We start from the raw sequence: 20,433 nt of genomic DNA, 5'->3' as shown, positions 1-20,433 counted from the left end.
CTAGCATCTGTTGTTGCGGGATTCCGGGGGCCATCATACTGGTCTGCCCGCCCCGCCCCAACCGCCCGCATGACCGCCCTGAAGTACCTCGCCGGCTATCCCGACGCCCTGCAGCAGCAGGTGCGCGAGCTGATCGCGGGCGACCGGCTGGGGCCGTGGCTGGAGCGCCGCTATGCCGAACTGCATACCGTCCGCAACGACCGCCAGCTCTACGACTACACCCAGGGCCTGAAAGAGCGCTACCTGCGCCAGTCCGCGCCGCTGTCCAAGGTGATCTACGACAGCAGGCTGCAGGTCCTCAAGCACGCGCTGGGCACGCACACCACGGTCTCGCGGGTGCAGGGCAGCCGGCTCAAGGCCAGCCGAGAGATCCGCATCGCCACGGTGTTCCGCGAGGCGCCGGCCCCGTTCCTGAAGATGATCGTGGTGCATGAACTGGCCCACCTGAAGGAATCGGACCACAACAAGGCCTTCTACCAGCTGTGTACCCACATGGAAGCGGACTACCACCAGCTGGAGTTCGATCTGCGCCTGTACCTGACCCACCTGGAACGCACGCCGGCCTGAGCCGCAGCGACCCTCATCGCGCAGCGCCGGGCCCCAGCCAGTACACTCCCCGCCCGCTTCCCGTTTTATGTTGCCTGCCCCATGACCGACCCGATCCGACTCGACAAACGCCTGACCAGCCTGATCGGCTGCTCCCGTGGCGACGCCCAGCGCTACATCGAGGGCGGCTGGGTGACCGTCAACGGCCAGGTGGTCGAACAGCCGCAGACGATGGTCACCGACGAGGACATCGTGCTGCGCGAGAACGCAGAGGCAACCCGCACCGAGACCGTGAGCATGCTGCTGCACAAGCCGGCCGGCATGCGCTCGGACGAACTGTGCGCCCTGGTGACCCCGGAAAGCCGCAGTGAACTCGACGCCACCGGTGTGACCCTGCTGCAGCGGCATTTCCACGCCCTGCAGCTGGTGATGCCGCTGTCCGATGACGAGAGCGGCCTGGTGGTGGTCAGTCAGGACGGGCGCGTGATCTCGCACCTGAAGGATCGCGGCGCAACGCTGGAGCAGGAATACCTGGTGGAAGTCAGTGGCGAGCTGGCGCCCTACGGCATGAAGCGCCTCGCGCACGGCCTGAGCTTCCGCAGCTGGCCGTTGCCACCGTGCAAGGTGAGCTGGCAGAACGAAACCCGCCTGCGCTTTGCGATCAAGCCGGTGCATCCGGGCCAGCTGCGCGACATGTGCGCCCAGGTCGGGCTGGAGGTCATCAGCATCCGCCGCCTGCGCATCGGCCGCGTGGCGATGGGCAAGCTGGTCCCGGGCCAGTGGCGTTACCTGGCGCCGGACGAGCGTTTCTAAACCGCGCCAGCACTCGCCCTGCACGCCCCGGCCGCTTACGATCGGGGCATGACCGAGAAAAAACCGTTCTGGCGCCGGCTGCTGCGCTGGCTGGGGATCGTTGTCGCCCTGCTGATCCTGCTGGTCCTCAGCGGCCTGCTGCTGGCCGATCACCTCACCCCGCAGGCCGTGGGCGAGCGTTCGACGGTGCTGCCCACGCAGGCCGACCAGACCCCGATCGATCGCGAGCTGGTCCGCCTGCAGGCCGAGCACCCCGGCCAGACCGGTGTGGCCTTCCTGTCCGACGGGCTGGACGCATACGCCGCACGCGCGGTGATCACCCAGCACGCCGGGCGCAGCCTGGACCTGCAGTACTACATCTGGCACGACGACCTCATCGGCCATCTCATGGCCAACGAGTTGTACCGCGCCGCCGAGCGCGGCGTGCGGGTACGCATCCTGCTCGATGACATGAACGCGCAGGACAAGGACGCGCTGATGATGGCGCTCGATGCGCACCCCAACATCGAGATCCGCCTGTACAACCCGTTCCGCAACCGCAGCGGGCTCTGGCGCCTGGTCGAGATGGTGCAGCGCGTTTTCAGCGTCAACCACCGGATGCACAACAAGTCATGGATCGCCGATGGGCGCGTGGCGATCGTCGGTGGCCGCAACATCGGCGAGGAGTATTTCAGCGCACGCCCGGATGTGAACTTCCGCGACCTGGACCTGCTGGTGGCCGGCGAAGCGGTGCAGCAGGCCAATACGATCTTCGACGAGTACTGGAACAGCGATACCGCCGTACCGATCCGTGCGCTGGCGTTCTACACCGAACCGCAGCTGCGCCTGCTGATCCGCGAAAGCGAGCACGAAGCGCGCCTGGACAGTGCCAAGCCCTATCTGGAACGCGTGGCGCGCTCGCAGGCGGAGAAATCGTATTACCGCGATGCGCTGGATCTGCACTGGTCAAACCACGTGGCCATCGCCTCGGACCCGCCGATGAAGCACCGCCGCGACGATCAGGCCGGCTGGCTGGTGACGCGCCTGGTGCAGGAGCTGCAGAGCACGCAGCACAAAGCCTTGCTGATCTCGCCCTACTTCGTGCCCGGCGAGGAGGGCGCCGAGGGGCTGGGCGCGATGGTGGCGCGTGGCGCGCAGGTCGGGGTGATCACCAACTCCCTGGCCGCCAATGACGTGGCCGCCGTGCACAGCGGTTACATGCACTACCGGGCACCGTTGCTGCGCAGTGGCGTGCAGCTGTACGAGCTCAAATCGCGCGGCAACGTTGATGGCGGCGGCCTGTTCGGCAGCAGTGGCGCCAGCCTGCATACCAAGGCCTTCATGATCGACGACCAGCGCGGCTTCGTCGGCTCGTTCAATCTGGACCCACGCTCGGCGTATCTGAACACCGAGATGGGCGTGCTGTTCAACGATCCGGTCCTGGCCGCGCAGCTGCGCGGGGAATACCTGCGCCTGGCCAGCCCACGCCAGAGCTACTGGGTGGCCCTGGGACCGGACGGCGACGTGCGTTGGCTGGAGCGTGATGCGCAGCCGCCGCATTGGCTGTACACCGAACCCGATGCCGGGTTCTGGCTGCGGGCCAGCGCGCGCGCGATCAGCTGGCTGCCGCTGGAGTCGCAGCTCTAGCTCAGCCGGCCTGGGCCACGTCCAGCTCGGCCTCTTCGCCCTCCAGCGTTTCCACGGCCCGCCCGTGCACGCGCCGCCAGATCCAGTGCAGTGCATGCGGCGGCGTGTCGTCCAGTTGCTCCAGCAACGCCAGCGCCTGGACCTGACCGATCTGGCCATGGCGGCACAGCAGGCTGGCCGCCGCCGCCGCACGCGCAAAGCGCAGGCTGGCCGCCAATCCACTGCCACTCTGGCGGATCAAGGCATCGTGCACGGCCTTGGGCAGCTCCCATGCCGCGGCGATGCGGCTGGCCACCGGCAGGGTCCAACTGTCGAGAAGATCGGCCGCCAGCGCGCGCGGCGGGGCGGCGAGCGCCTGTTGCGTGCAGGCATCGAGCAGATGGCGCATCACCAGCGCTGCGCCCAGGCCCTGGGTCAGGCCCAGCCACTGCGCGGCGAAGCCATCTTCATGGGTCACGGTGCGTGCGTGGTCGGCGGCAGCGCGCGAGGCCAGCAGCGCATGCTCCCAGATCACCGCGCTGAACTGCGGAAAGGCATCGCACTGCAGCTGCATCACCGGCTGCACCAGCACCGCGCTGATGATCTGGCGGATGCCATCGGTACCGACCAGGGTGACCGCACGTTGCAGGGTCTCCACCGGGCGTGCCTGCACCCGGTAGACCGGGCTGTTGGCGATGCGCAGCAGATTGCCGGTCAACACCGGGTCCTGGCTGATGATCGCGGCCATTGCGCGCGCCGAGGCGTCGCTGTCGTTGACGGTCTGGATCAGCTGCGGCAGCAGTTGCGGACGGCGGGGCAGGTGTTTGGCCGACCAGTCCCGCGCCAGCAGCGACGCGGTGACGGCATCACGCAGTTCAACGGTGCGCGGGGCCGCCGCGTCGGCGGCATCGCCACTGCGCGGCACCAGTGCCAGCGTATGCAGCCCGGCCTGCAGCACCCCCACCGGATCGGTACCCGGCGCTACCGGGGCGACCGGCAACGCCGCGGCCCGCCCGTGCGTGGCGGCGCCACGCGCCATCGACCGGGCCACCACGGCACGCCGGTGACCGAGCACAGCGGCCATGCCAAGCAGCGCCAGCACAGCGGCGCCGACAACCATCGCGCCGTTCATGCCCATGGCCCTGGACGCGCCGGGTCCCGCACTTGCCTTGTTGCGACTGCGCCCACGTGATCCTTCCTGCGATGACCGGCCATCCACACCGTTGCCACGGCATCGGCCTGCGCTTCAGCAACTTTAATGGCCGTGGTGCGCAAGACCCCTGACAACACCGTCCGTCGGAATGCACTAGAATGGCGCCGCGCGACCCGTCCGAGACCCGACGACGTCGCTTTTTTTGTTTTACAACCCACCTTTTGCTGGCGCGTTCGCCGCTGTTCGCCACCGTTCGCACCATCGGAGCCACCATGTTATTTGAAACCCTCGAAACCACCGGTCACGAACAAGTGGTGTTCTGCCACAGCCGCGACGCCGGTCTGAGGGCGATCATCGCCATCCACAACACCACCCTCGGCCCGGCCCTGGGCGGTGTGCGCATGCGTCCCTACGCCAGCACCGACGAGGCCTTGGCCGATGCGCTGCGCCTGAGCCGCACCATGACCTACAAGAACGCCCTGGCCGGCCTCAACGTGGGTGGTGGCAAGGCGGTGATCATCGGTGACCCCAAGCGCGACAAGACTGAAGTGCTGTTCCGCGCTTTTGGCCGTTATGTCGATTCGCTGGGTGGCCGCTACATCACCGCCGAGGACGTCGGCACCGATGTCAACGACATGGAAAATATCTACCTGGAGAGCGAGTACGTCACCGGCGTACACCAGGTGCACGGCGGCTCCGGCGACCCGGCACCGTTCACCGCGTACGGCGCGCTGCAGGCGCTGATGGCATCGATGCAGCACAAGCTGGGCCATGAGGAAGTGGGCAAGGCCAGCATCGCGGTGCAGGGCCTGGGCCATATCGGCATGGAACTGGTGAAGCTGCTGCGCGATCGTGGCGCCAAGCTGTACGTCAGCGACCTGGACAGCACGCGCGTGGACCGCGCTGTCACCGAATACGGTGCGGAGGCGGTCAAGCCGGAAGACATCTACGACGTCAACGCCGACATCTTCGCGCCCTGCGCGCTGGAAGGCGCGATCAATCCGGATACCCTGCCGCGCCTGAAGTGCAAGATCGTCTGTGGTACCGCCAACAACCAGCTCTCCAGCCTGGAGGTCGGCGACGAGCTGCACGCGCGCGGCATCCTCTACGCACCGGATTACGCGGTCAACGCCGGGGGCGTCATGAACGTCTCGCTGGAGATCGACGGCTACAACCGTGAGCGCGCGATGCGCCTGATCCGCAGCATCTACCACAACCTCGGCCGCATCTTCGCGCTGTCGCAGAGCGAGGGCATCGCCCCGCAGCGCGCCGCCGACCAGATCGCCGAATCGCGCATCCTGTCGATCGGCAAGCTGAAGATGCCGCTGGGCCGGAGCACGCCGCGCCGGGGCAGCCTGCGCGGCAACTGAGCCGTTGCGCTGACAAACCAAGAGGGCGCGATCATCGATCGCGCCCTCTTTTTTTTCGTGCGTCGCGGCCAGGCCCGCGTTTAGAACCCAGCCGAATAGCGCACCTGCACCTGACGCAGATCGCCGCGCGGCCCAAAGCGCTGGTCGTACCCGAACGCCAGTCGGCTGTTGCGGCTCAACCACGACTCCAGCGAGAGCCCGAACAACCCGCCCGAGCGGGCCGGCTGCAACCCTGCTACCGGCGCCCAGGCCTCGACGCCGACGAAGCTGGCGTCCAAGGCCAGGCCGTCGCTGGACAAATGCTGCTGCCATTCGGCATAGCCGCGCAGCGACCAGCCGCCCCAGCGCCGCTCGGCGCGCAGGCCGGCCAACGCCTGACTGCGCGTACTCACGGCATCGCGCGCGCGCAGCCCAAAGCCCATGCCGCCTGTTTCACTGAAACCATCGCTGTCCACCCGGGCGTACTCGGCGCCCAGGTAAGGCGTCAGCGAGGCAGTGGCACTGCCGAAACGGTAGCCCGACTCCACGCTGGCCGCGCTGAAGCTGCCGCCATAGCGCGTATTGACGCCGTACTGCCCGGCACCGAGCAGCAACTGGCGATCGATCTCACGGGTGAACTGGCCGGCGCCGATCTGGCCCATCGCATACGCGCGGCCCGTGCCCCAGCCGGCATACACCTGCGCCTGCGACTGACGGTCGCGACCACGGTCACTGCCCCACGCGCGGCTGCCGTAGCTGCGCGTTTCACCGAATGCGAAACCGAGCATGCCGTGGCTGCCCAATGCCATGTCCTGGCCCATCATCCAGCCGCGGGTCGCCACGCCGTTGCCGGCGAAACTGCCCTGGCCCGCCTCGCCCAGCGTGCTCTGCCAGGCACCGCGCAGGCGTGGCGCGGCCTGCACATCACCGACCCGTGCCGACAGCGCACGACGGTTCATGTCGATGCTGTCGAAGGTCGCTGCCGTGGCCAGGGCGTGGGCCTTGCCGGAGAGGCTGTCCAGGCTGGCCTGCAAGGCGCTGGCGCCATCCACCTGCTGCAGCTTCCCGGCCCCGTCGGCAAACCCATCCAGTGCCGCGCCGCTGCGATCCAGCACTTCAAACGCGGATTCGACCCGCGCTGCCGAGGCCAGCGCCGTGCCGCCCAGGCCGGCCTGGAGGCTGGCGCTGGTCACGCTGATGCGGTCGATGACCATGGTGACGTCGTTGTTGGCGTGCAGCAGGCTGGCCTGGAGCAGGCTGCCGGGTGTCAGCCCATTGGTGACGCTGGCGAAGGTGCCGGTCACCCCACCATCGGCATGCAGCAGTGGCTGCGTGCGTCCGTCACGGGGCACGTAACCGGCGATGATGCTGTCCACACGGACCGTGCCGGCCAGCGTGGCGGTGCCGTTCACCATGAGCGGGTTGGCCCCCAGTGCGACGACCAGTTGCGCGCCGGCACGCTGGATGTAGTTGCCTTCGATGACAGCATCGATATTGTCGCTGCGCAGCATCACGCTGGCGCCGTTGTCCACGTTGCCGCCCACCCGCGTGGTGCCGTTCATGAACTGCAGCGCCGCGGCGTTGGGATCACCTGCCTGCGGCACGATGAGCACGTTGGAACGCAGCGACGCACCGCCGCGCAACGCAAGGGTGCCGCGCTCGATGAACGTGTCACCGGTGTAGGTATTGGCGCCGGCCAGGGTCAACGCACCCGTACCCTGCTTGGTCAGTCCGCCACTGCCGCTGATGTCGTTGCTCCATACCGAATTCAGCCCCGGCGTGCTGACATTGACCGTCGTATCGCCCCAGTCCAGCCTGGCCGGTCCGTTGATCGCCTTGGCGATGTTGAGCAGGCCATAGCCGAAGGTGCTGTCCACGCCACCCGCGCCGAGATCGGTCGCCGTGCCGAGCAGGGTCTGACGCACCAGGTCGTTGGTGAAGTACGGGTACTTCTGCCACACCAGCGCGGCCGCGCCGGAGACCAGCGGCGCTGCATAGGACGTGCCCGAGCCGTAGTAGTACGTGGGCGTGCCGCCGGTGTTGGCCGGATCGACGTACGCCGCGGTGCCCGGGGCCGCAAGGCAATAGCGTGCTGCCACGCCGCACGCGTTGGCGTAGGAGGCCAGCTTGCTCGGGTCGGCGGTATCGACCGCGGTCACGCTGAGCCACCCGCGCTCCAGATCCGCTGCCGGCAGGCTGCCGCCGGTGCCCGGCTGGCTGGGCAGGGCCGCCATGCTGGAGGGATTGGCCTTGCTCTCGTTGCCGGTCGCGAACACCACCAGGCCGCCATTGCCGATGATGAAAGGACGGTACTCCTGGGCAATCGGCGCGGTGGCGGCCGGATTGGTCCAGTACAGGCCGCCCCACGAGTTGTTCATGATCTTGACACCGGCATTGATCAGATCCTGGTGCACGGGCGCCAGGCCCAGCGCACCGCTGACCTGGTTGCCGCTGCCGGACCCATCATCGACCGGGCTTTTGTCGGCGATGATCCGTGCCGACACGATCTGCGCATCCGTCGCCACACCGCCTGGCCAGCTTCCCACCCGGCGACCGGCAGCCAACTGGGACACCACGGTGCCATGCCCGACCACATCATCCACGTTGGGGTTGTTCACCCGCGGATCGACGTAGGTGTAACTGGCCACGACGCGCCCGTTGAGCGCCGGATGGCTGCGGTTGACGCCTGAATCGACTACGCCGATGCGCACGCCGGCGCCGGTCCAGCCGGCCGCCTGCGCGGGGCCGGCCTGGATGATGCTCAGGTGCGCATCGAAGGCCGGCTGTGCCGGCGGTGCCGTGGTCGGCGGTGGCGTCGGGGGCGTGGTGGGGGGCGGCGACGGCGGGGTGGTCGGGGGAGGCGACGGCTCCAGATCCCCGCGGACATTGCTGCCCCCGCCTCCGCAGGCACTGAGTGCCAACGCCAACGCCGCGGCCAGGGCCGACCTGCCGATCACAACCTGCTTCATCCCTGCTCCCCTTGTGAATGGACCTTCCCCACCTGCCTGCCCCCGGGCAGACACCGGCAGTCAATGCCGACCCTCTATACTGGACCGACCCCCACGCAGTCTGCCGGGAAATGCGTCGGCTTCCAACGCCCGCGTTCCCATTCCGCTCTTCGCTCACGCACCAAAGAGATTGCACATGTCCAACATCGTCATCGCCGCCGCCAAGCGCACCGCCATCGGCTCCTTCCTGGGCCAGTTCAACGGCGTGCCGTCCCCGACCCTGGGGTCCACCGTGATCGCCGCGGCCCTGGAGCAGTCCGGAGTACCGGCTGCGGACGTTTCCGAAGTGATCATGGGCTGCGTGCTGCCGGCCAACCTCGGCCAGGCGCCGGCCCGCCAGGCCGCGATCGCCGCCGGGATTCCGGTCTCCACCGGCGCCACCACCCTCAACAAGGTGTGCGGCTCGGGCATGAAGGCCATCATGCTGGGGCATGACCTGATCAAGGCCGGCTCGGCCAGCATCGTGGTCGCCGGCGGCATGGAGTCGATGTCCAACGCCCCGCACATGATCCCCAACTCGCGCACCGGCAACCGCTTCGGCAACTTCCAGGTGATCGACCACATGGCCCACGACGGCCTGGTCAATGCCTATGACGGCAAAGCCATGGGCGAGTTCGCCGAGTGCACGGTGGAGAAGTACCAGGTCAGCCGCGAGGACCAGGATGCCTTCGCCATCGAATCGGTGCGCCGTGCGCAGGCCGCCCAGGCCAACGGCGCTTTCGACGGTGAGATCGTCCCGGTGAAGGTCAGCACGCGCAAGGGTGAGGTGGAATACGCACAGGACGAGCAGCCGAGCCGCTCGGACATCGCCAAGATCCCGACCCTGCGCCCGGCGTTCAAGAAGGACGGCACCGTCACCGCCGCCAGTTCGTCGAGCATCTCCGACGGCGCTGCCGCCGTGGTGCTGCTGTCCGAAGAGGATGCCGCCGCCCGCGGCCTGCAGCCGCTGGCCCGCATCGTCGGCCATGCGACCCACTCCCAGGCGCCGGAATGGTTCACCACCGCCCCCATCGGTGCGATCCAGAAGCTGCTGGAAAAGACCGGCTGGACGCTGGACCAGGTGGACCTGTTCGAGATCAACGAAGCCTTCGCCGTGGTCGCGATGGCGCCGATCCGCGAACTGGGCATTCCGCACGACAAGGTCAATGTCAATGGCGGCGCCTGCGCATTGGGTCATCCCATCGGTGCGTCCGGTGCACGGCTGGTGGTCACGCTGGTGAACGCATTGCGCAAGCGTGACGCCAAGCGCGGAATTGCTACCCTGTGCATTGGCGGCGGCGAAGCCACGGCCATCGCTATCGAATTGATTTGATTTGATTTAACGCGCATTTCTCAAAACTGAATGCGCGATCGCTTGACAGCCAATCGTGGCTTGTCATCATGTTGCCGGGCGCGCAATAGCGCGTTGCCTAATCTAACGACGAGGATTCACAACAATGAGCATCAACAAGCTGCTGATCGCGATGGCCCTGGGCCTGGCTCTGACCGCCTGCTCGAAGCAGGAGCAGGCTGCTGACGCCGCCGCTTCGGCCAACGAAGCTGCCGCTGACGCCCAGGCCGCTGCTGACCAGGCCGCTGCTGCTGGCGCCCCGGCTGCTGACGCTGCCCAGGCTGCTGCTGACACCGCCACCACCGCTGCTGACGCTTCGGCTGATGCCGCTGCCCAGGCTGCCGGCGCTGCCACCGACGCTGCTGCCGACCAGGCTGCTGACGCTGCCAAGGCTGCCGAAGGCACCGCCGAGAAGGCCAAGGACGCTGCTGAAGAAGCCAAGAAGTAATAACTTCTTTCTTCAAGCACGTCTGAAGAAGCCGCTGGTTCGCCAGCGGCTTTTTCTTTGGGCGCGGGTTGTGCAGATCCTGCCACGCACCGGTTCTTCACAGACGCATGAATAGGCTGGCCTCCCATCCATCGCCGTTCTGGAGCGCCACATGAAGATCCGTCCGCTGACCACCTCCCTGCTGGCTGCTTCCCTGCTGCTCGGCCTGGCCGCGTGCAAGGGCCCGGAGGCCGAACAGGCCCGCCGTGATGCCGCCCAGGCTGCCGACAGCACCAATGCCGCCGCGCGCGAAGCCGTGGACAAGGCCGCTGCCGCCACCCGCACTGCCGCCGACGATGCCGCTGCCGCCTCCGAGCGCGCCGCCGCCGACACCCAGCAGGCGCTCGACCGCGCAGCCGCAGCGACCTCCGAGGCCGCTGGCGAAGCCAAGGTTGCCGCCAAGGATGCGGCCGCCCATGCCAGCGATTCAACCGCCGACGCCGCGCAGAAAGTCGCCGACAAGGCACGCGACGTTGCCGACGACGCCAAGAAGAACGCCAACGAAGCCAAGCGCTGAATCGGCTCCCTCACGCCGTCTTCGGGTGTGACCAACGCCCCCTCTCCGGAGGGGGCGTTTTCATTGGGGCGCGTTCACGGCAGAGCGCGGCTCAGCACGGCCGCGAAATCCACGTCGGCCGGCAACGTCCCGAAGGCCATCCCATGCTCGGCACCCAGCCGCGAGCGGACGAAGGCCGATGCGTTCGGGCTCTGCGCGCCCAGCAGGACCGCGGCCTGCAAGACCAGCGCCAGGCGTTCGGTGATACGGCGGGCCTGAGCTTCCTGTGGCGTTGCCGCGCGCTGCATGCGTAACGCCCGCAGTGCCGCGTCATAGATCGCATCCACACCGGCCACCGCATCCAGCTCGGCGTCCAGCGCCTGCAGCACCTGTGGTTCGCGCGACAGCGCACGCAGCACATCCAGGCACTGGATGTTGCCGCTGCCTTCCCAGATCGAATTCAACGGCGCTTGACGATACAGCCGCGGCAGCATCGACTCCTCCACATAGCCGGCACCGCCGAGGCACTCCTGCGCTTCATTGACGAACACGGCCGCGCGCTTGCACACCCAGTACTTGCCCACCGCCGTCGTGATGCGCGCGAATGCCGCCTGCTGCGGGTCCGTCCCGGCCTGATCCACCGCCCGCGCCACGCGCAGGGCAAACACCGTGGCCGCTTCGGATTCGATCGCCAGATCCGCCAGTACGTTGGCCATCAGCGGGTGCTCGCTCAGCTGCTTGCCGAAGCTGCTGCGATGCCGGGTGTGATGCAGCGCCTGCGCCAGGGCCATGCGCATCTCGGCGGCGGCACCGAGCATGCAGTCCAGCCGCGTCATCATGACCATGCCGATGATGGTCGCCACCCCGCGCCCTTCCTCGCCCACCCGCTGCGCCCAGGCCCCGCACAGCTCCACCTCGCTGGAGGCGTTGGACCAGTCGCCAAGCTTGTCTTTCAAGCGCATCAGACGGAACGCGTTGCGGTGGCCATCGGCCAGGCGCCGCGGCATGAGGAAACAGCTCAGGCCGCCCGGCGCCTGCGCCAGCACCAGGAAGCCATCGGACATCGGCGCGGAGAAGAACCACTTATGGCCCACCAACGCATAGCTGCCATCGGCCTGGGGCTCGGCCCGCGTGGTGTTGCTGCGTACGTCCGAGCCGCCCTGTTTCTCGGTCATGCCCATACCCAGGGTGATCCCGGCCTTGTCGGCAATCGGTACGTCACGCGGGTCGTAGTGAGGCGCTGCCGCCTTGTCCGCCCAGGCGGCGAGCGACGGATCCTGGCGCAACACGGCGACCGCAGCGTGGGTCATCGTCAGCGGACAACTGGTACCCGCCTCGGCCTGGTGATGCAGATAGCTCAACGCCGCGCGTGCCACGTGCGCACCGGGGCGACCATCGTGCCAGGACAGCCCGGCCACGCCATGCGTTTTCGCCGCCGTCATCAGCTGGTGGTATGCCGGATGGAACTCGACGGTATCGATGCGATGGCCCTGTGCATCGTGGGTGCGCAGACGCGGGCGATCGCGATTGGCATCGAAGCCGATCCGATAGAGCTCATCGCCGGCGAGACCGCCATAGCGCGCCAACTGGCCCGCGAACGCGGCGCCGCCTTCGCGCTGTACTGCCTCGGCCAGCGCGACATCGTCGGCCCACAGATTGCGCCCTCCGAACGGTGGCGGCTGGTTGCTCACCTGATGCGTTTCGAACGCGGGCAATGCAGACGTCATCACGGCGACCTCCTTGCAGACAGATGCACCGATTCTGCCGCATCCCCCTGCAGGCCGCCGTTCATGCGGATTCTCACCTCCTGCACGAGCGCGGCGGCACAGTGCAGACATGAACACCGATGCCGACAACGAAGACCTGGTGGTGCTCCGGCCCGAGGGGCTGTACTGCCCGGCCGGTGATTTCCACATCGACCCGTGGCGGCCGGTGCCGCGTGCGGTGATCACGCACGGCCATGGCGATCACGCGCGCAACGGCATGGGCCATTACCACTGCACCACGCAGACCCTGCCGATCCTGCGCTGGCGCCTGGGCGATGTGGACTGCACCGCGCACGCGTACGGCGAGCGCTTCCCCTTGGGCGACACCGAGGTCTCGCTGCATTCGGCCGGGCATGTGCTGGGCTCGGCCCAGGTGCGGATCGCGCACGCGGGACGGGTATGGGTGGCCTCGGGCGACTACAAGCGCCAGCCCGATCCGAGCTGCGACCCGTTCGAGGTGGTGCCCTGCGACACCTTCATCACCGAAGCGACCTTCGGCCTGCCGGTCTACCGCTGGCCGGACACCGCGCAGGTCGCCGCCGACATCGTGGCCTGGCGGCGCGAATGCGAAGCACGTGGCGAGGCGGCCGTACTGCTCTGCTACGCGCTCGGCAAGGCGCAGCGGATCCTGGCCGAACTGCTGCCACTGGATGACCAGCCTGCGTTGCTGCATGGCGCGATCGCCACCGGCGTGGCGGTCTACCGCGAGGCCGGCATTGCGATGCTGGCCACCGAACCGGTCAGCGAGCAGGCGCGCGGTGCCGAGTTCGCCGGCAAGCTGATTCTTGCCCCGCCCTCGGCCGCCGGAAGCGCGTGGATGCGCCGCTTCAAGCGTGCGCAGCTGGGCTTCGCCTCCGGCTGGATGCGGGTGCGTGGCAACCGCCGCCGGCGCAACTACGATCGCGGCTTTGTGGTCTCCGATCACGCCGACTGGCCCGACCTGCTGCGCACCATCGCCGAAACCGGCGCGCGACGCGTGATCGCCACCCACGGCAATACCGATGCGCTGATCCGGTTCCTGCGCGAGCGGGGTGTCGCCGCCGAAGCGTTCGCCACCGGCTACGGGGACGAAGAATGAAACGCTTCGCCGCGCTTTACAGCGAACTCGACCGCAGCACCGCGACCGGCGACAAGCGCGCCGCGCTGGTGCGCTACTTCCAGCAGGCGCCACCGCACGACGCGGCATGGGCCCTGTTCCTGCTGGCCGGCGGCAAGGTCACCAGTGCGCGGCAGAAGATCGCCGGCAACGCCGAACTGCGCGCGTGGGTCGCCGAGATGTCCGACACACCGGCGTGGCTGGTGGACGACAGCTATGACCAGGTCGGCGATCTGGCCGAGACCCTCACCCTGCTGATGGACGACCCGGTGCAGGCCGGGGCGGATATCGCGCTCGCCGACTGGATCGAGCAGAAGCTGCTGCCGGTCGCCAATCAACCCGAGCCGGTGCGCCACGCCGCGGTCACGCAGGCCTGGCAACACCTTGCCTTCGACGAGCGGCTGGTGTTCAACAAGCTGCTGACCGGCGCGCTGCGCGTGGGGGTATCGCAGCGGCTGGTGCAGCAGGCACTGGCCGAATGGTCGGGCCTTGATATCGCGCGCATCGCCCAGCGCATGCTCGGCAGCTGGGTGCCCACACCCGGGCTGCTGGCGGCGCTGCTGTCACCGGAAGAGCGGCCGGAAGATCGCCAGCAGCCCTACCCGTTCTTCCTGGCCTCACCGCTGGAGGCGGAGGTCGACACGCTCGGGCCGATCGAGGACTGGCTGCTGGAATGGAAATGGGATGGCATCCGCCTGCAGGTGCTGCGCCGCCAGGGCGAGGTCGCGCTGTGGTCGCGCGGCGAAGAACGTCTGGATGGGCGCTTCCCGGAGATTGAAGCGGCGGCGATGGCGCTGCCCGATGGCTGCGTGATCGATGGCGAACTGCTGGCCTGGGCCGACGGCGATGATCTACCGCTGCCCTTCACCGCGCTGCAGACGCGCATCCAGCGCCTCAAACCTGGCCCCAAGACGCTGCGCGATACGCCGGTGCGCGTGCTGGCCTACGATCTGCTCGAACTGGACGGTGACGACCTGCGCGCCTTGCCGCTCTCGCAACGGCGTGCGCGCTTGGCCGAGGTGCTCGCCACGCTGGCGGACCCGCGCCTGATGCTGTCGCCGGCGGTCCGCGTGGCGGATTGGAGCGCGGCGGCCGCGCAGCGCGATCTGGCCCGCGAGCGTGGCGTGGAAGGGCTGATGCTCAAACGCGGCGACTCGGTCTACCAGGCCGGGCGCCGACGCGGCGACTGGTGGAAATGGAAGATCGCCCCGCTGACCATCGATGCGGTGATGATCTACGCGCAGTCCGGCCACGGCCGGCGCAGCACGCTCTACACCGATTACACCTTCGGGGTGTGGGACGGCGAAACGCTGGTGCCGGTGGCCAAGGCGTACTCGGGCCTGGACGACAAGGAAATCCTGGCGCTGGACCGCTGGATCCGCGCGAACACGATCGAGCGCTTCGGGCCGGTACGCAGCGTGCGTGGCGAGCAGGTGTTCGAGCTCGGCTTCGAAGCGGTGAACCGCAGCAAGCGGCACAAGTCCGGCATCGCCGTACGCTTCCCGCGCATCCTGCGCTGGCGGCATGACAAACCCGCCAGCGAGGCCGACACCCTGGCCCAGCTGCAGGCACTGGCGCGGTGACCCGACGCGAGGCCATGGCCCGGCTGACGGCGTGGTTCGCCAGCCGGGGCTGGGCGCCACTGCCCTTCCAGAAAGCGATGTGGCGGCATTACCTGGCCGGCGCGTCCGGCCTGCTGCACACACCGACCGGCAGCGGCAAGACGCTGGCCATGTTCGGTGGCCCGTTGCTGCAGGCCCTCAACAACCCGCCCCCCCGAACCACCCGCGGCCGCGCGAAGACCCCCGTACCCGTCCTGCAGGTGCTGTGGATCACCCCGCTGCGCGCACTGGCCGCCGACACCGCGCGCGCGCTGCGTGAGCCACTGGATGCCCTCGGGTTGGACTGGCAGGTGGGCCTGCGTACCGGCGATGCCAGCGCGCGCGACAAGCGCCTGGCGCGTGAAGGGCGGCTGGATGTGCTGGTGACCACGCCCGAATCATTGGCGCTGCTGCTGAGCTATCCCGACACGATGGCGCGCCTGCAGCACCTGCGCTGCGTGGTGGTGGACGAGTGGCACGAACTGCTCGGCAACAAGCGCGGCGTGCTGCTGCAGTTGAATCTGCGCCGCCTGCGCGATGCCCTGCCCGCGCTGCAGGTGTGGGGACTGTCAGCGACGCTGGGCAATCTGGACGAAGCGCGCGAGGTGCTGTTGCCCGATGTGCCCGATGCCCCGCTGGTGGCCGGCGCGCGGCCGCGCCCGGTCAGTGTGGAGACGCTGCTGCCCGCGCAGGGCGAGCGCTTCCCGTGGGCAGGCCACCTGGGTCTGTCGCAGTTGCAGCGCGTGCTCGAAAAACTGCTGACGGTGCGTACCAGCCTGCTGTTCACCAACACCCGTGCGCACGCCGAGCTCTGGCATCAGGCGCTGTCGGCGGTGTGGCCGGAAGACCCGGCCACACTCGCCCTGCATCACGGCTCGCTCGACCCGGCGTTGCGCCGCGCGGCCGAAGAAGGCCTGCGCGAGGGCCGGCTGCGCTGCGTGGTCGCCACTTCCAGCCTGGATCTGGGTGTGGATTTCCCCAGTGTCGACCAGGTGCTGCAGATCGGCAGCCCCAAGGGTATCGCACGGTTGCTGCAGCGCGCGGGGCGCGCCAGGCATCGCCCCGGCGAATCCGGGCACATCGTGTGCGTCCCCTCGCACGCGCTGGAGCTGGTGGAATACGCGGCTGCGCGGCGCGCGCTGGCCCACGGCCACATCGAAGCGCGCCGGCCGCTGCGCTTGTCGCTGGATGTGTTGGCGCAGCATGCGGTGAGCTTCGCACTCGGCGGCGGCTTCGATCCGGACGTGCTGTTCGAGCAGGTGCGGCGCACGCACGCGTTCGCCGGTCTGGATCGCGCGCACTGGGAGGGCGTGCTGGAGTTCATCGTGCAGGGCGGCCGCGCGCTGTCGCAGTATCCGGATTTCCACAAGGTCGTGCGCGATGACGATGGCATTTACCGCGTGCACGACCGTCGCGTCGCGCTGCGGCACCGGTTGTCGATCGGCACCATCACCAGCGATGGCAGTGTCATGGTGCAGTTCCTGCGCGGCGGCCGGCTGGGTGCGGTGGAAGAACAGTTCCTCAGCCGGCTGCGGCCCGGTGATCGCTTCCAGTTCGCCGGCCGCCTGCTGGAACTGGTGCGGCTGGAGAACCTGACCGCCTACGTGCGCGTGGCACGCGGCGGCGATGGGGTGGTGCCGCGTTGGCAGGGCGGCCGGTTGCCGCTGTCGGACGCGCTAGGGCATGAAATGGAAACAGTGCTGGCCCACCCGCCCGAGAGCCCGGAGATGCAGTGGCTGGCGCCGCTGTTGGCGCTGCAGATGCGCCTGTCGGCCCTGCCTGGGCCTGAGCTGCTGCTGGTGGAGCATGTCCGCCGGCGCGAAGGCCAGTTCGTGTTCGTATATCCCTTCGCCGGCCGTCAGGTCAATGAAGGGCTGGCCGCGTTGATGGCGATGCGCTGGACGCGCCTGCAGACCAATACGTTCGGCTATGCGGCCAACGATTACGGTTTCGTACTCGCCCCGGCACGTGCGGTTGAGATCGATGCGGCACGCGTGCGCGCGTTGCTGGAACCACAGGGACTGCTTGCGGATCTGCGCGAGAGCCTCAATCTGGGCGAGCTTGCCCGACGCCAGTTCCGCGACATCGCGCGCGTCTCCGGCATGCTGGTACCCGCGCTGCCGGGGCGGACACCGCGCAGCCTGCGTCAGCTGCAGGCCTCCAGCGGATTGCTGTTCGACGTCCTGCGCCAACATGATCCGGATCACATCCTGCTGACGCTGGCCGAACACGAAGTGCTGCACGATCAACTCGATATTGAGCGTCTGGCCCGCGCCCTCACCCTCTGCCAGGCGCGGACGCTGAGCCTGCAGCATCCGGCCAGCCTGGGCCCACTGTCCTTCCCCCTCTGGGCCGAGCGGCTGCGCGGCCAACTCAGCAACGAAGACTGGAAGACCCGCGTCCTGCGCGCTGCACAGCAACTGGAGAAGCGCCATGGCACCTGAACTGCCGATCACCCTCGCCGGCGAAGCCGTCCACCTGCTCGGCGCGCGTGCGCTGCATTGGCCGGCGCGCAACGCGCTGTTGATCGCTGACCTGCATCTGGGCAAAGCGGACCTGTTCCGGCGGTCGGGCATCGGCCTGCCCAGCGGCGGTACGTCCGATGACCTGCAGCGGCTGGGCGCGATGGTGCAGCACCACGACGTGCGCCATCTGTGGATTCTCGGGGATGTGCTGCATGGCGCGGCGCATCGCGCGGCGTGGTACCGGCAGTGGCAGGGATGGCGCGAGCAGCATCCTCACCTGTGGATCGGCGCGCTGGAAGGCAATCACGACCGGGTGTTGCCCAAGGCCGACCTGGGCATCGAACTGCTCGGCGAGCGTGTGCAGGAGGGGCCCTTCCTGCTGCGCCATGCACCGCAGCGCCAGCCGGGCCTGCATGTGCTGTGCGGCCATCTGCACCCGCTGGCGCGCCTGCCCGGCATGCAGCGGCGGTGGCCGTCGTTCTGGATGCGCGAGGGAATGACGATCCTGCCGGCGTTTTCCGGATTCACCGCCGGCATCGCACCGGTGCTCGGTGCCGGCGAGCAGCTGGTGGCCTGTGTCGAAGACCAGGCCATCGCGTTGCCGGCGCGCTGATTCGGGCAGCGCGCGACGTCAGTGGCCCCAGCTACCTTGCCTGGATCAGGCAGCCGAGGCCAACAGGTCCGGCATCAACCGGATATCCGGTGCATTCGGATTGGGCCGTACGGGTTGCCGCTGGATCGCGGTCAGCATGTCATGGGCGGCGGCACGGATGCGCGGATGGTGCTCCGGCGCGGCGTGCGTAATGAGGCTGGTCACATGGAACTCGAACACGTCTTCCATCACGTCCGGCTGATCCTCATGCAGCATCTGCAGTAGTCCGCGCAGTTTGCGGATTTCACTTTCCAGAGTTTCGGCCGAGAACAGCATTTCAATCTCCTTGGGTTGCGATCGGTCCACCGGACCGTAGGTCGCAAACGCAGCATCACCGTACCACCCCGTCGTCGCGGGCCTCCAAGCGATCAGGAATCGGACGCGCATGGGCGGTGTCAGCAGGGCGCGCATGGACAAGCGCGAGCGCTGCGTTTGCCAGGGTGTTGTCCCATGCCAGCGGTGAGTCCACCGTCAATGAATGTTATTCACGCCTTCACATCGGCGTGCGCGCACCAATACACAGGGGTATCAGCGGATGCCATCCGTCGCTCGCGCGGCATGCATCGCCTGCACGAACGCGGGCGACAACGGCAGTCTGCCCAGCCAGCCACGTTGGGTTCCGCTGAGCACGCGGAGCATATGCCCGCGCCCACCCGGCACGCGGCCCATGGGTTGGAACAGCACATCGCGTGCGCGCGCCAGTCCATCGCGTTCGGACTGGAACAAGGGCGTCAGCCATCGACTCCAGTACTGGTAGGTCACCACGTGGGCGCGCCGCTGCACCTGGTAGGCGCGCAGCGCGACCTCGGCATCGGCGTGCGCGCGCAGTGCGTCGCGCAACGCCAGCGCGTCCATCAGCGCCATGTTCACGCCCTGCCCCAGCTGTGGACTCATCGCGTGCGCCGCATCGCCGACCAGCACCAGCCGCCCGCGATGCCAGCGCGAGAGCACGGCGTCGCGGTACCCGGCGCGGGCCAGTTGACCCGGTTCGGTCACGCCGGCGAGGCGCTCGTGCGCCTGCGGCCACAGCGTGGCGATCTCGTCGAGCCAGCGGGCCATGCCGTCACGCTCCCACTGTGCGAAGCGGTCACGCGGCAGGCTCCAGAAGAAACTCAGCTGCGGCGCATCGTTGCCCGGCCGGGTCCCAACCGGCAGCAGCCCGATCATCTTGCGCGCGGCCACATAGCGTTGCCGCAGTTCATCCACGTGCGGCCAGTCGCCGCGCGGCAGCAGGCACCACAGCGCGCCCCACGGGTATTCGCGGTCCAGCGTGGTGCCCTGCACCTGCGCGCGCAGCGAGGAGGCGGCACCATCGGCAGCAATCACCAGATCGTACGGCCCGTGCCAGCACCCGTCCGCATCACGCACGCGCCCCTGCGCGGTGGCCACCTCGACGATGGCGGTACCGGCCTGCAGGTTGCCCGGCTGTTCCCACGCAGCTGCCAGCAGCGAGAACAACGCGCCGCGCTGCATGCCCACGCCGTGCAGTGCGGCATCCAGATGGACGTACCGCATATCCATCACCGCGCGTCCGCACGGCGTCTCGCCGTACAGGCGGCGCACGGCAGCGCCGTGACGGAGCACCGCGGGCAGCAGCCCCATCTGCCAGAGCACGTCCAGACCGCTGGGCTGGAGCAGGAAGCCTGCACCGACGGGTCCCGGGGTTGCGGCACGCTCGAACACGTGCACATCGTGATGATCGCGTGAAAGCAGGATCGACAACGCCTGCCCGGCGGTGCCGTAGCCGACGATGGCGATGGTGCGAGGTGGAGACATGCGCGTACTCACTGATGAAAAAAAAACCCCGCCGAAGCGGGGTTTTCAATGCGCAGCTGAAAGAATCACTCAGCCGGCACGATGTTCGAGGCTTGGGCGCCCTTCGGGCCCTGGGTCACGTCATAGGTGACCTTCTGGCCTTCCTGCAGACTGCGGAAGCCCTTGGAGTTGATCGCGGAGAAGTGCGCGAAGACGTCGGCGCTGCCGTCCTCCGGCGAGATAAAGCCAAATCCCTTGGCGTCGTTGAACCACTTGACGGTACCGTTCGGCATGGTAATGCGAGACCTTCT

General features: G+C 68.2%; 17 protein-coding genes. 11 read left to right on the top strand and 6 right to left on the bottom strand.

Annotated features, from left to right (window positions below; all coding sequences use genetic code 11):
• Positions 1-69: 69 nt before the first annotated feature.
• The 3 genes from ACW6W5_RS15365 (at position 70) to ACW6W5_RS15355 (ending at position 2,985) form a co-directional block, all read left to right on the top strand.
• Entirely contained in the window at positions 70-567 is a 498-nt protein-coding gene (locus tag ACW6W5_RS15365) for a M48 family metallopeptidase (RefSeq protein WP_121038688.1), read from the top strand.
• An 81-nt stretch (positions 568-648) separates the two neighbouring features.
• Positions 649-1,359, top strand: coding sequence for an rRNA pseudouridine synthase (locus ACW6W5_RS15360; RefSeq protein WP_121038691.1), 711 nt, complete (start codon positions 649-651; stop codon positions 1,357-1,359).
• Between the two features lie 48 nt (positions 1,360-1,407).
• Entirely contained in the window at positions 1,408-2,985 is a 1,578-nt protein-coding gene (locus ACW6W5_RS15355; protein ID WP_152154463.1) for a phospholipase D family protein, read from the top strand.
• Position 2,986: 1 nt separating this feature from the next.
• Here the strand turns inward: ACW6W5_RS15355 and ACW6W5_RS15350 are convergent, their stop codons facing one another.
• Positions 2,987-4,048: an HDOD domain-containing protein gene (locus ACW6W5_RS15350; RefSeq protein WP_152154469.1), complete on the bottom strand. Its 1,062-nt coding sequence runs from the start codon at positions 4,046-4,048 to the stop codon at positions 2,987-2,989.
• A gap of 341 nt (positions 4,049-4,389) precedes the next feature.
• Here ACW6W5_RS15350 and ACW6W5_RS15345 point away from each other — a divergent pair, with 341 nt between their 5' ends.
• Positions 4,390-5,487, top strand: coding sequence for a Glu/Leu/Phe/Val dehydrogenase dimerization domain-containing protein (locus ACW6W5_RS15345; protein WP_121041184.1), 1,098 nt, complete (start codon positions 4,390-4,392; stop codon positions 5,485-5,487).
• Positions 5,488-5,567: 80 nt separating this feature from the next.
• On the opposite strand, the gene ACW6W5_RS15340 is transcribed toward ACW6W5_RS15345, so the two are convergent.
• Complete coding sequence (locus tag ACW6W5_RS15340; RefSeq protein WP_458233656.1) at positions 5,568-8,435, bottom strand: S8 family serine peptidase; 2,868 nt, start codon at positions 8,433-8,435, stop codon at positions 5,568-5,570.
• A gap of 175 nt (positions 8,436-8,610) precedes the next feature.
• On the opposite strand from ACW6W5_RS15340, the gene ACW6W5_RS15335 reads away from it, so the two are divergent.
• The 3 genes from ACW6W5_RS15335 (at position 8,611) to ACW6W5_RS15325 (ending at position 10,808) form a co-directional block, all read left to right on the top strand.
• A complete protein-coding gene (locus tag ACW6W5_RS15335) occupies positions 8,611-9,786 on the top strand; it encodes a thiolase family protein (RefSeq protein ID WP_121038700.1) in 1,176 nt (391 codons plus the stop codon).
• 124 nt (positions 9,787-9,910) lie between these two features.
• On the top strand, positions 9,911-10,252 hold the full coding sequence (locus ACW6W5_RS15330; RefSeq protein WP_088434503.1) for a hypothetical protein: 342 nt from the start codon (positions 9,911-9,913) through the stop codon (positions 10,250-10,252).
• A 151-nt stretch (positions 10,253-10,403) separates the two neighbouring features.
• Positions 10,404-10,808 carry a hypothetical protein gene (locus ACW6W5_RS15325; protein ID WP_152154110.1) on the top strand — a complete coding sequence of 135 codons (405 nt, stop codon included), beginning with the start codon at positions 10,404-10,406 and terminating at the stop codon, positions 10,806-10,808.
• 74 nt (positions 10,809-10,882) lie between these two features.
• Here ACW6W5_RS15325 and ACW6W5_RS15320 read toward each other — a convergent pair whose 3' ends face one another.
• Positions 10,883-12,514, bottom strand: a complete 1,632-nt coding sequence (locus tag ACW6W5_RS15320) for an isovaleryl-CoA dehydrogenase (RefSeq protein WP_152154108.1) — start codon at positions 12,512-12,514, stop codon at positions 10,883-10,885.
• 109 nt (positions 12,515-12,623) lie between these two features.
• On the opposite strand from ACW6W5_RS15320, the gene ACW6W5_RS15315 reads away from it, so the two are divergent.
• From ACW6W5_RS15315 to pdeM, 4 genes are read left to right on the top strand one after another with little or no spacing between them, the layout of a single operon-like run.
• Positions 12,624-13,631, top strand: coding sequence for a ligase-associated DNA damage response exonuclease (locus tag ACW6W5_RS15315; protein WP_121038709.1), 1,008 nt, complete (start codon positions 12,624-12,626; stop codon positions 13,629-13,631).
• Positions 13,628-15,232 carry an ATP-dependent DNA ligase gene (locus ACW6W5_RS15310; protein ID WP_121038712.1) on the top strand — a complete coding sequence of 535 codons (1,605 nt, stop codon included), beginning with the start codon at positions 13,628-13,630 and terminating at the stop codon, positions 15,230-15,232. Before ACW6W5_RS15315 ends, ACW6W5_RS15310 begins: the two co-directional genes overlap by 4 nt.
• Before the next feature lie 14 nt (positions 15,233-15,246).
• A complete protein-coding gene (locus tag ACW6W5_RS15305) occupies positions 15,247-17,694 on the top strand; it encodes a ligase-associated DNA damage response DEXH box helicase (protein WP_152154112.1) in 2,448 nt (815 codons plus the stop codon).
• Positions 17,684-18,328, top strand: a complete 645-nt coding sequence (pdeM, locus tag ACW6W5_RS15300; protein WP_121038718.1) for a ligase-associated DNA damage response endonuclease PdeM — start codon at positions 17,684-17,686, stop codon at positions 18,326-18,328. The genes ACW6W5_RS15305 and pdeM overlap by 11 nt, the downstream gene beginning before the upstream one ends.
• 45 nt (positions 18,329-18,373) lie before the next feature.
• Here pdeM and ACW6W5_RS15295 read toward each other — a convergent pair whose 3' ends face one another.
• The 3 genes from ACW6W5_RS15295 to cspE all read right to left on the bottom strand — a co-directional run bounded on the left by ACW6W5_RS15295 (position 18,374) and on the right by cspE (position 20,415).
• The gene (locus tag ACW6W5_RS15295) at positions 18,374-18,778 is read right to left on the bottom strand and encodes a hypothetical protein (RefSeq protein ID WP_226956701.1); all 405 of its coding nucleotides are present in this window, start codon (positions 18,776-18,778) and stop codon (positions 18,374-18,376) included.
• A 117-nt stretch (positions 18,779-18,895) separates the two neighbouring features.
• Positions 18,896-20,143 (bottom strand): FAD-dependent oxidoreductase, encoded by a 1,248-nt coding sequence (locus ACW6W5_RS15290; RefSeq protein ID WP_152154106.1) that lies wholly within the window; start codon positions 20,141-20,143, stop codon positions 18,896-18,898.
• 65 nt (positions 20,144-20,208) lie between these two features.
• Positions 20,209-20,415, bottom strand: a complete 207-nt coding sequence (cspE, locus tag ACW6W5_RS15285; protein ID WP_019183439.1) for a transcription antiterminator/RNA stability regulator CspE — start codon at positions 20,413-20,415, stop codon at positions 20,209-20,211.
• Positions 20,416-20,433 lie beyond the last annotated feature (18 nt).

The organism is Stenotrophomonas sp. IS26, assembly GCF_054188265.1.
This window is presented reverse-complemented; position numbering and strand designations above follow the sequence as displayed.

What these genes read in the sequence shown, in the direction of transcription:
- ACW6W5_RS15365 (WP_121038688.1), top strand. Translation starts at nt 70, where the DNA reads ATGACCGCCCTGAAGTACCTCGCCGGCTATCCCGACGCCCTGCAGCAG.
- ACW6W5_RS15360 (WP_121038691.1), top strand. Translation starts at nt 649, where the DNA reads ATGACCGACCCGATCCGACTCGACAAACGCCTGACCAGCCTGATCGGC.
- ACW6W5_RS15355 (WP_152154463.1), top strand. Translation starts at nt 1,408, where the DNA reads ATGACCGAGAAAAAACCGTTCTGGCGCCGGCTGCTGCGCTGGCTGGGG.
- ACW6W5_RS15350 (WP_152154469.1), bottom strand. Translation starts at nt 4,048, where the DNA reads ATGGCCGCTGTGCTCGGTCACCGGCGTGCCGTGGTGGCCCGGTCGATG.
- ACW6W5_RS15345 (WP_121041184.1), top strand. Translation starts at nt 4,390, where the DNA reads ATGTTATTTGAAACCCTCGAAACCACCGGTCACGAACAAGTGGTGTTC.
- ACW6W5_RS15340 (WP_458233656.1), bottom strand. Translation starts at nt 8,435, where the DNA reads ATGAAGCAGGTTGTGATCGGCAGGTCGGCCCTGGCCGCGGCGTTGGCG.
- ACW6W5_RS15335 (WP_121038700.1), top strand. Translation starts at nt 8,611, where the DNA reads ATGTCCAACATCGTCATCGCCGCCGCCAAGCGCACCGCCATCGGCTCC.
- ACW6W5_RS15330 (WP_088434503.1), top strand. Translation starts at nt 9,911, where the DNA reads ATGAGCATCAACAAGCTGCTGATCGCGATGGCCCTGGGCCTGGCTCTG.
- ACW6W5_RS15325 (WP_152154110.1), top strand. Translation starts at nt 10,404, where the DNA reads ATGAAGATCCGTCCGCTGACCACCTCCCTGCTGGCTGCTTCCCTGCTG.
- ACW6W5_RS15320 (WP_152154108.1), bottom strand. Translation starts at nt 12,514, where the DNA reads ATGACGTCTGCATTGCCCGCGTTCGAAACGCATCAGGTGAGCAACCAG.
- ACW6W5_RS15315 (WP_121038709.1), top strand. Translation starts at nt 12,624, where the DNA reads ATGAACACCGATGCCGACAACGAAGACCTGGTGGTGCTCCGGCCCGAG.
- ACW6W5_RS15310 (WP_121038712.1), top strand. Translation starts at nt 13,628, where the DNA reads ATGAAACGCTTCGCCGCGCTTTACAGCGAACTCGACCGCAGCACCGCG.
- ACW6W5_RS15305 (WP_152154112.1), top strand. Translation starts at nt 15,247, where the DNA reads ATGGCCCGGCTGACGGCGTGGTTCGCCAGCCGGGGCTGGGCGCCACTG.
- pdeM (WP_121038718.1), top strand. Translation starts at nt 17,684, where the DNA reads ATGGCACCTGAACTGCCGATCACCCTCGCCGGCGAAGCCGTCCACCTG.
- ACW6W5_RS15295 (WP_226956701.1), bottom strand. Translation starts at nt 18,778, where the DNA reads ATGCGCGCCCTGCTGACACCGCCCATGCGCGTCCGATTCCTGATCGCT.
- ACW6W5_RS15290 (WP_152154106.1), bottom strand. Translation starts at nt 20,143, where the DNA reads ATGTCTCCACCTCGCACCATCGCCATCGTCGGCTACGGCACCGCCGGG.
- cspE (WP_019183439.1), bottom strand. Translation starts at nt 20,415, where the DNA reads ATGCCGAACGGTACCGTCAAGTGGTTCAACGACGCCAAGGGATTTGGC.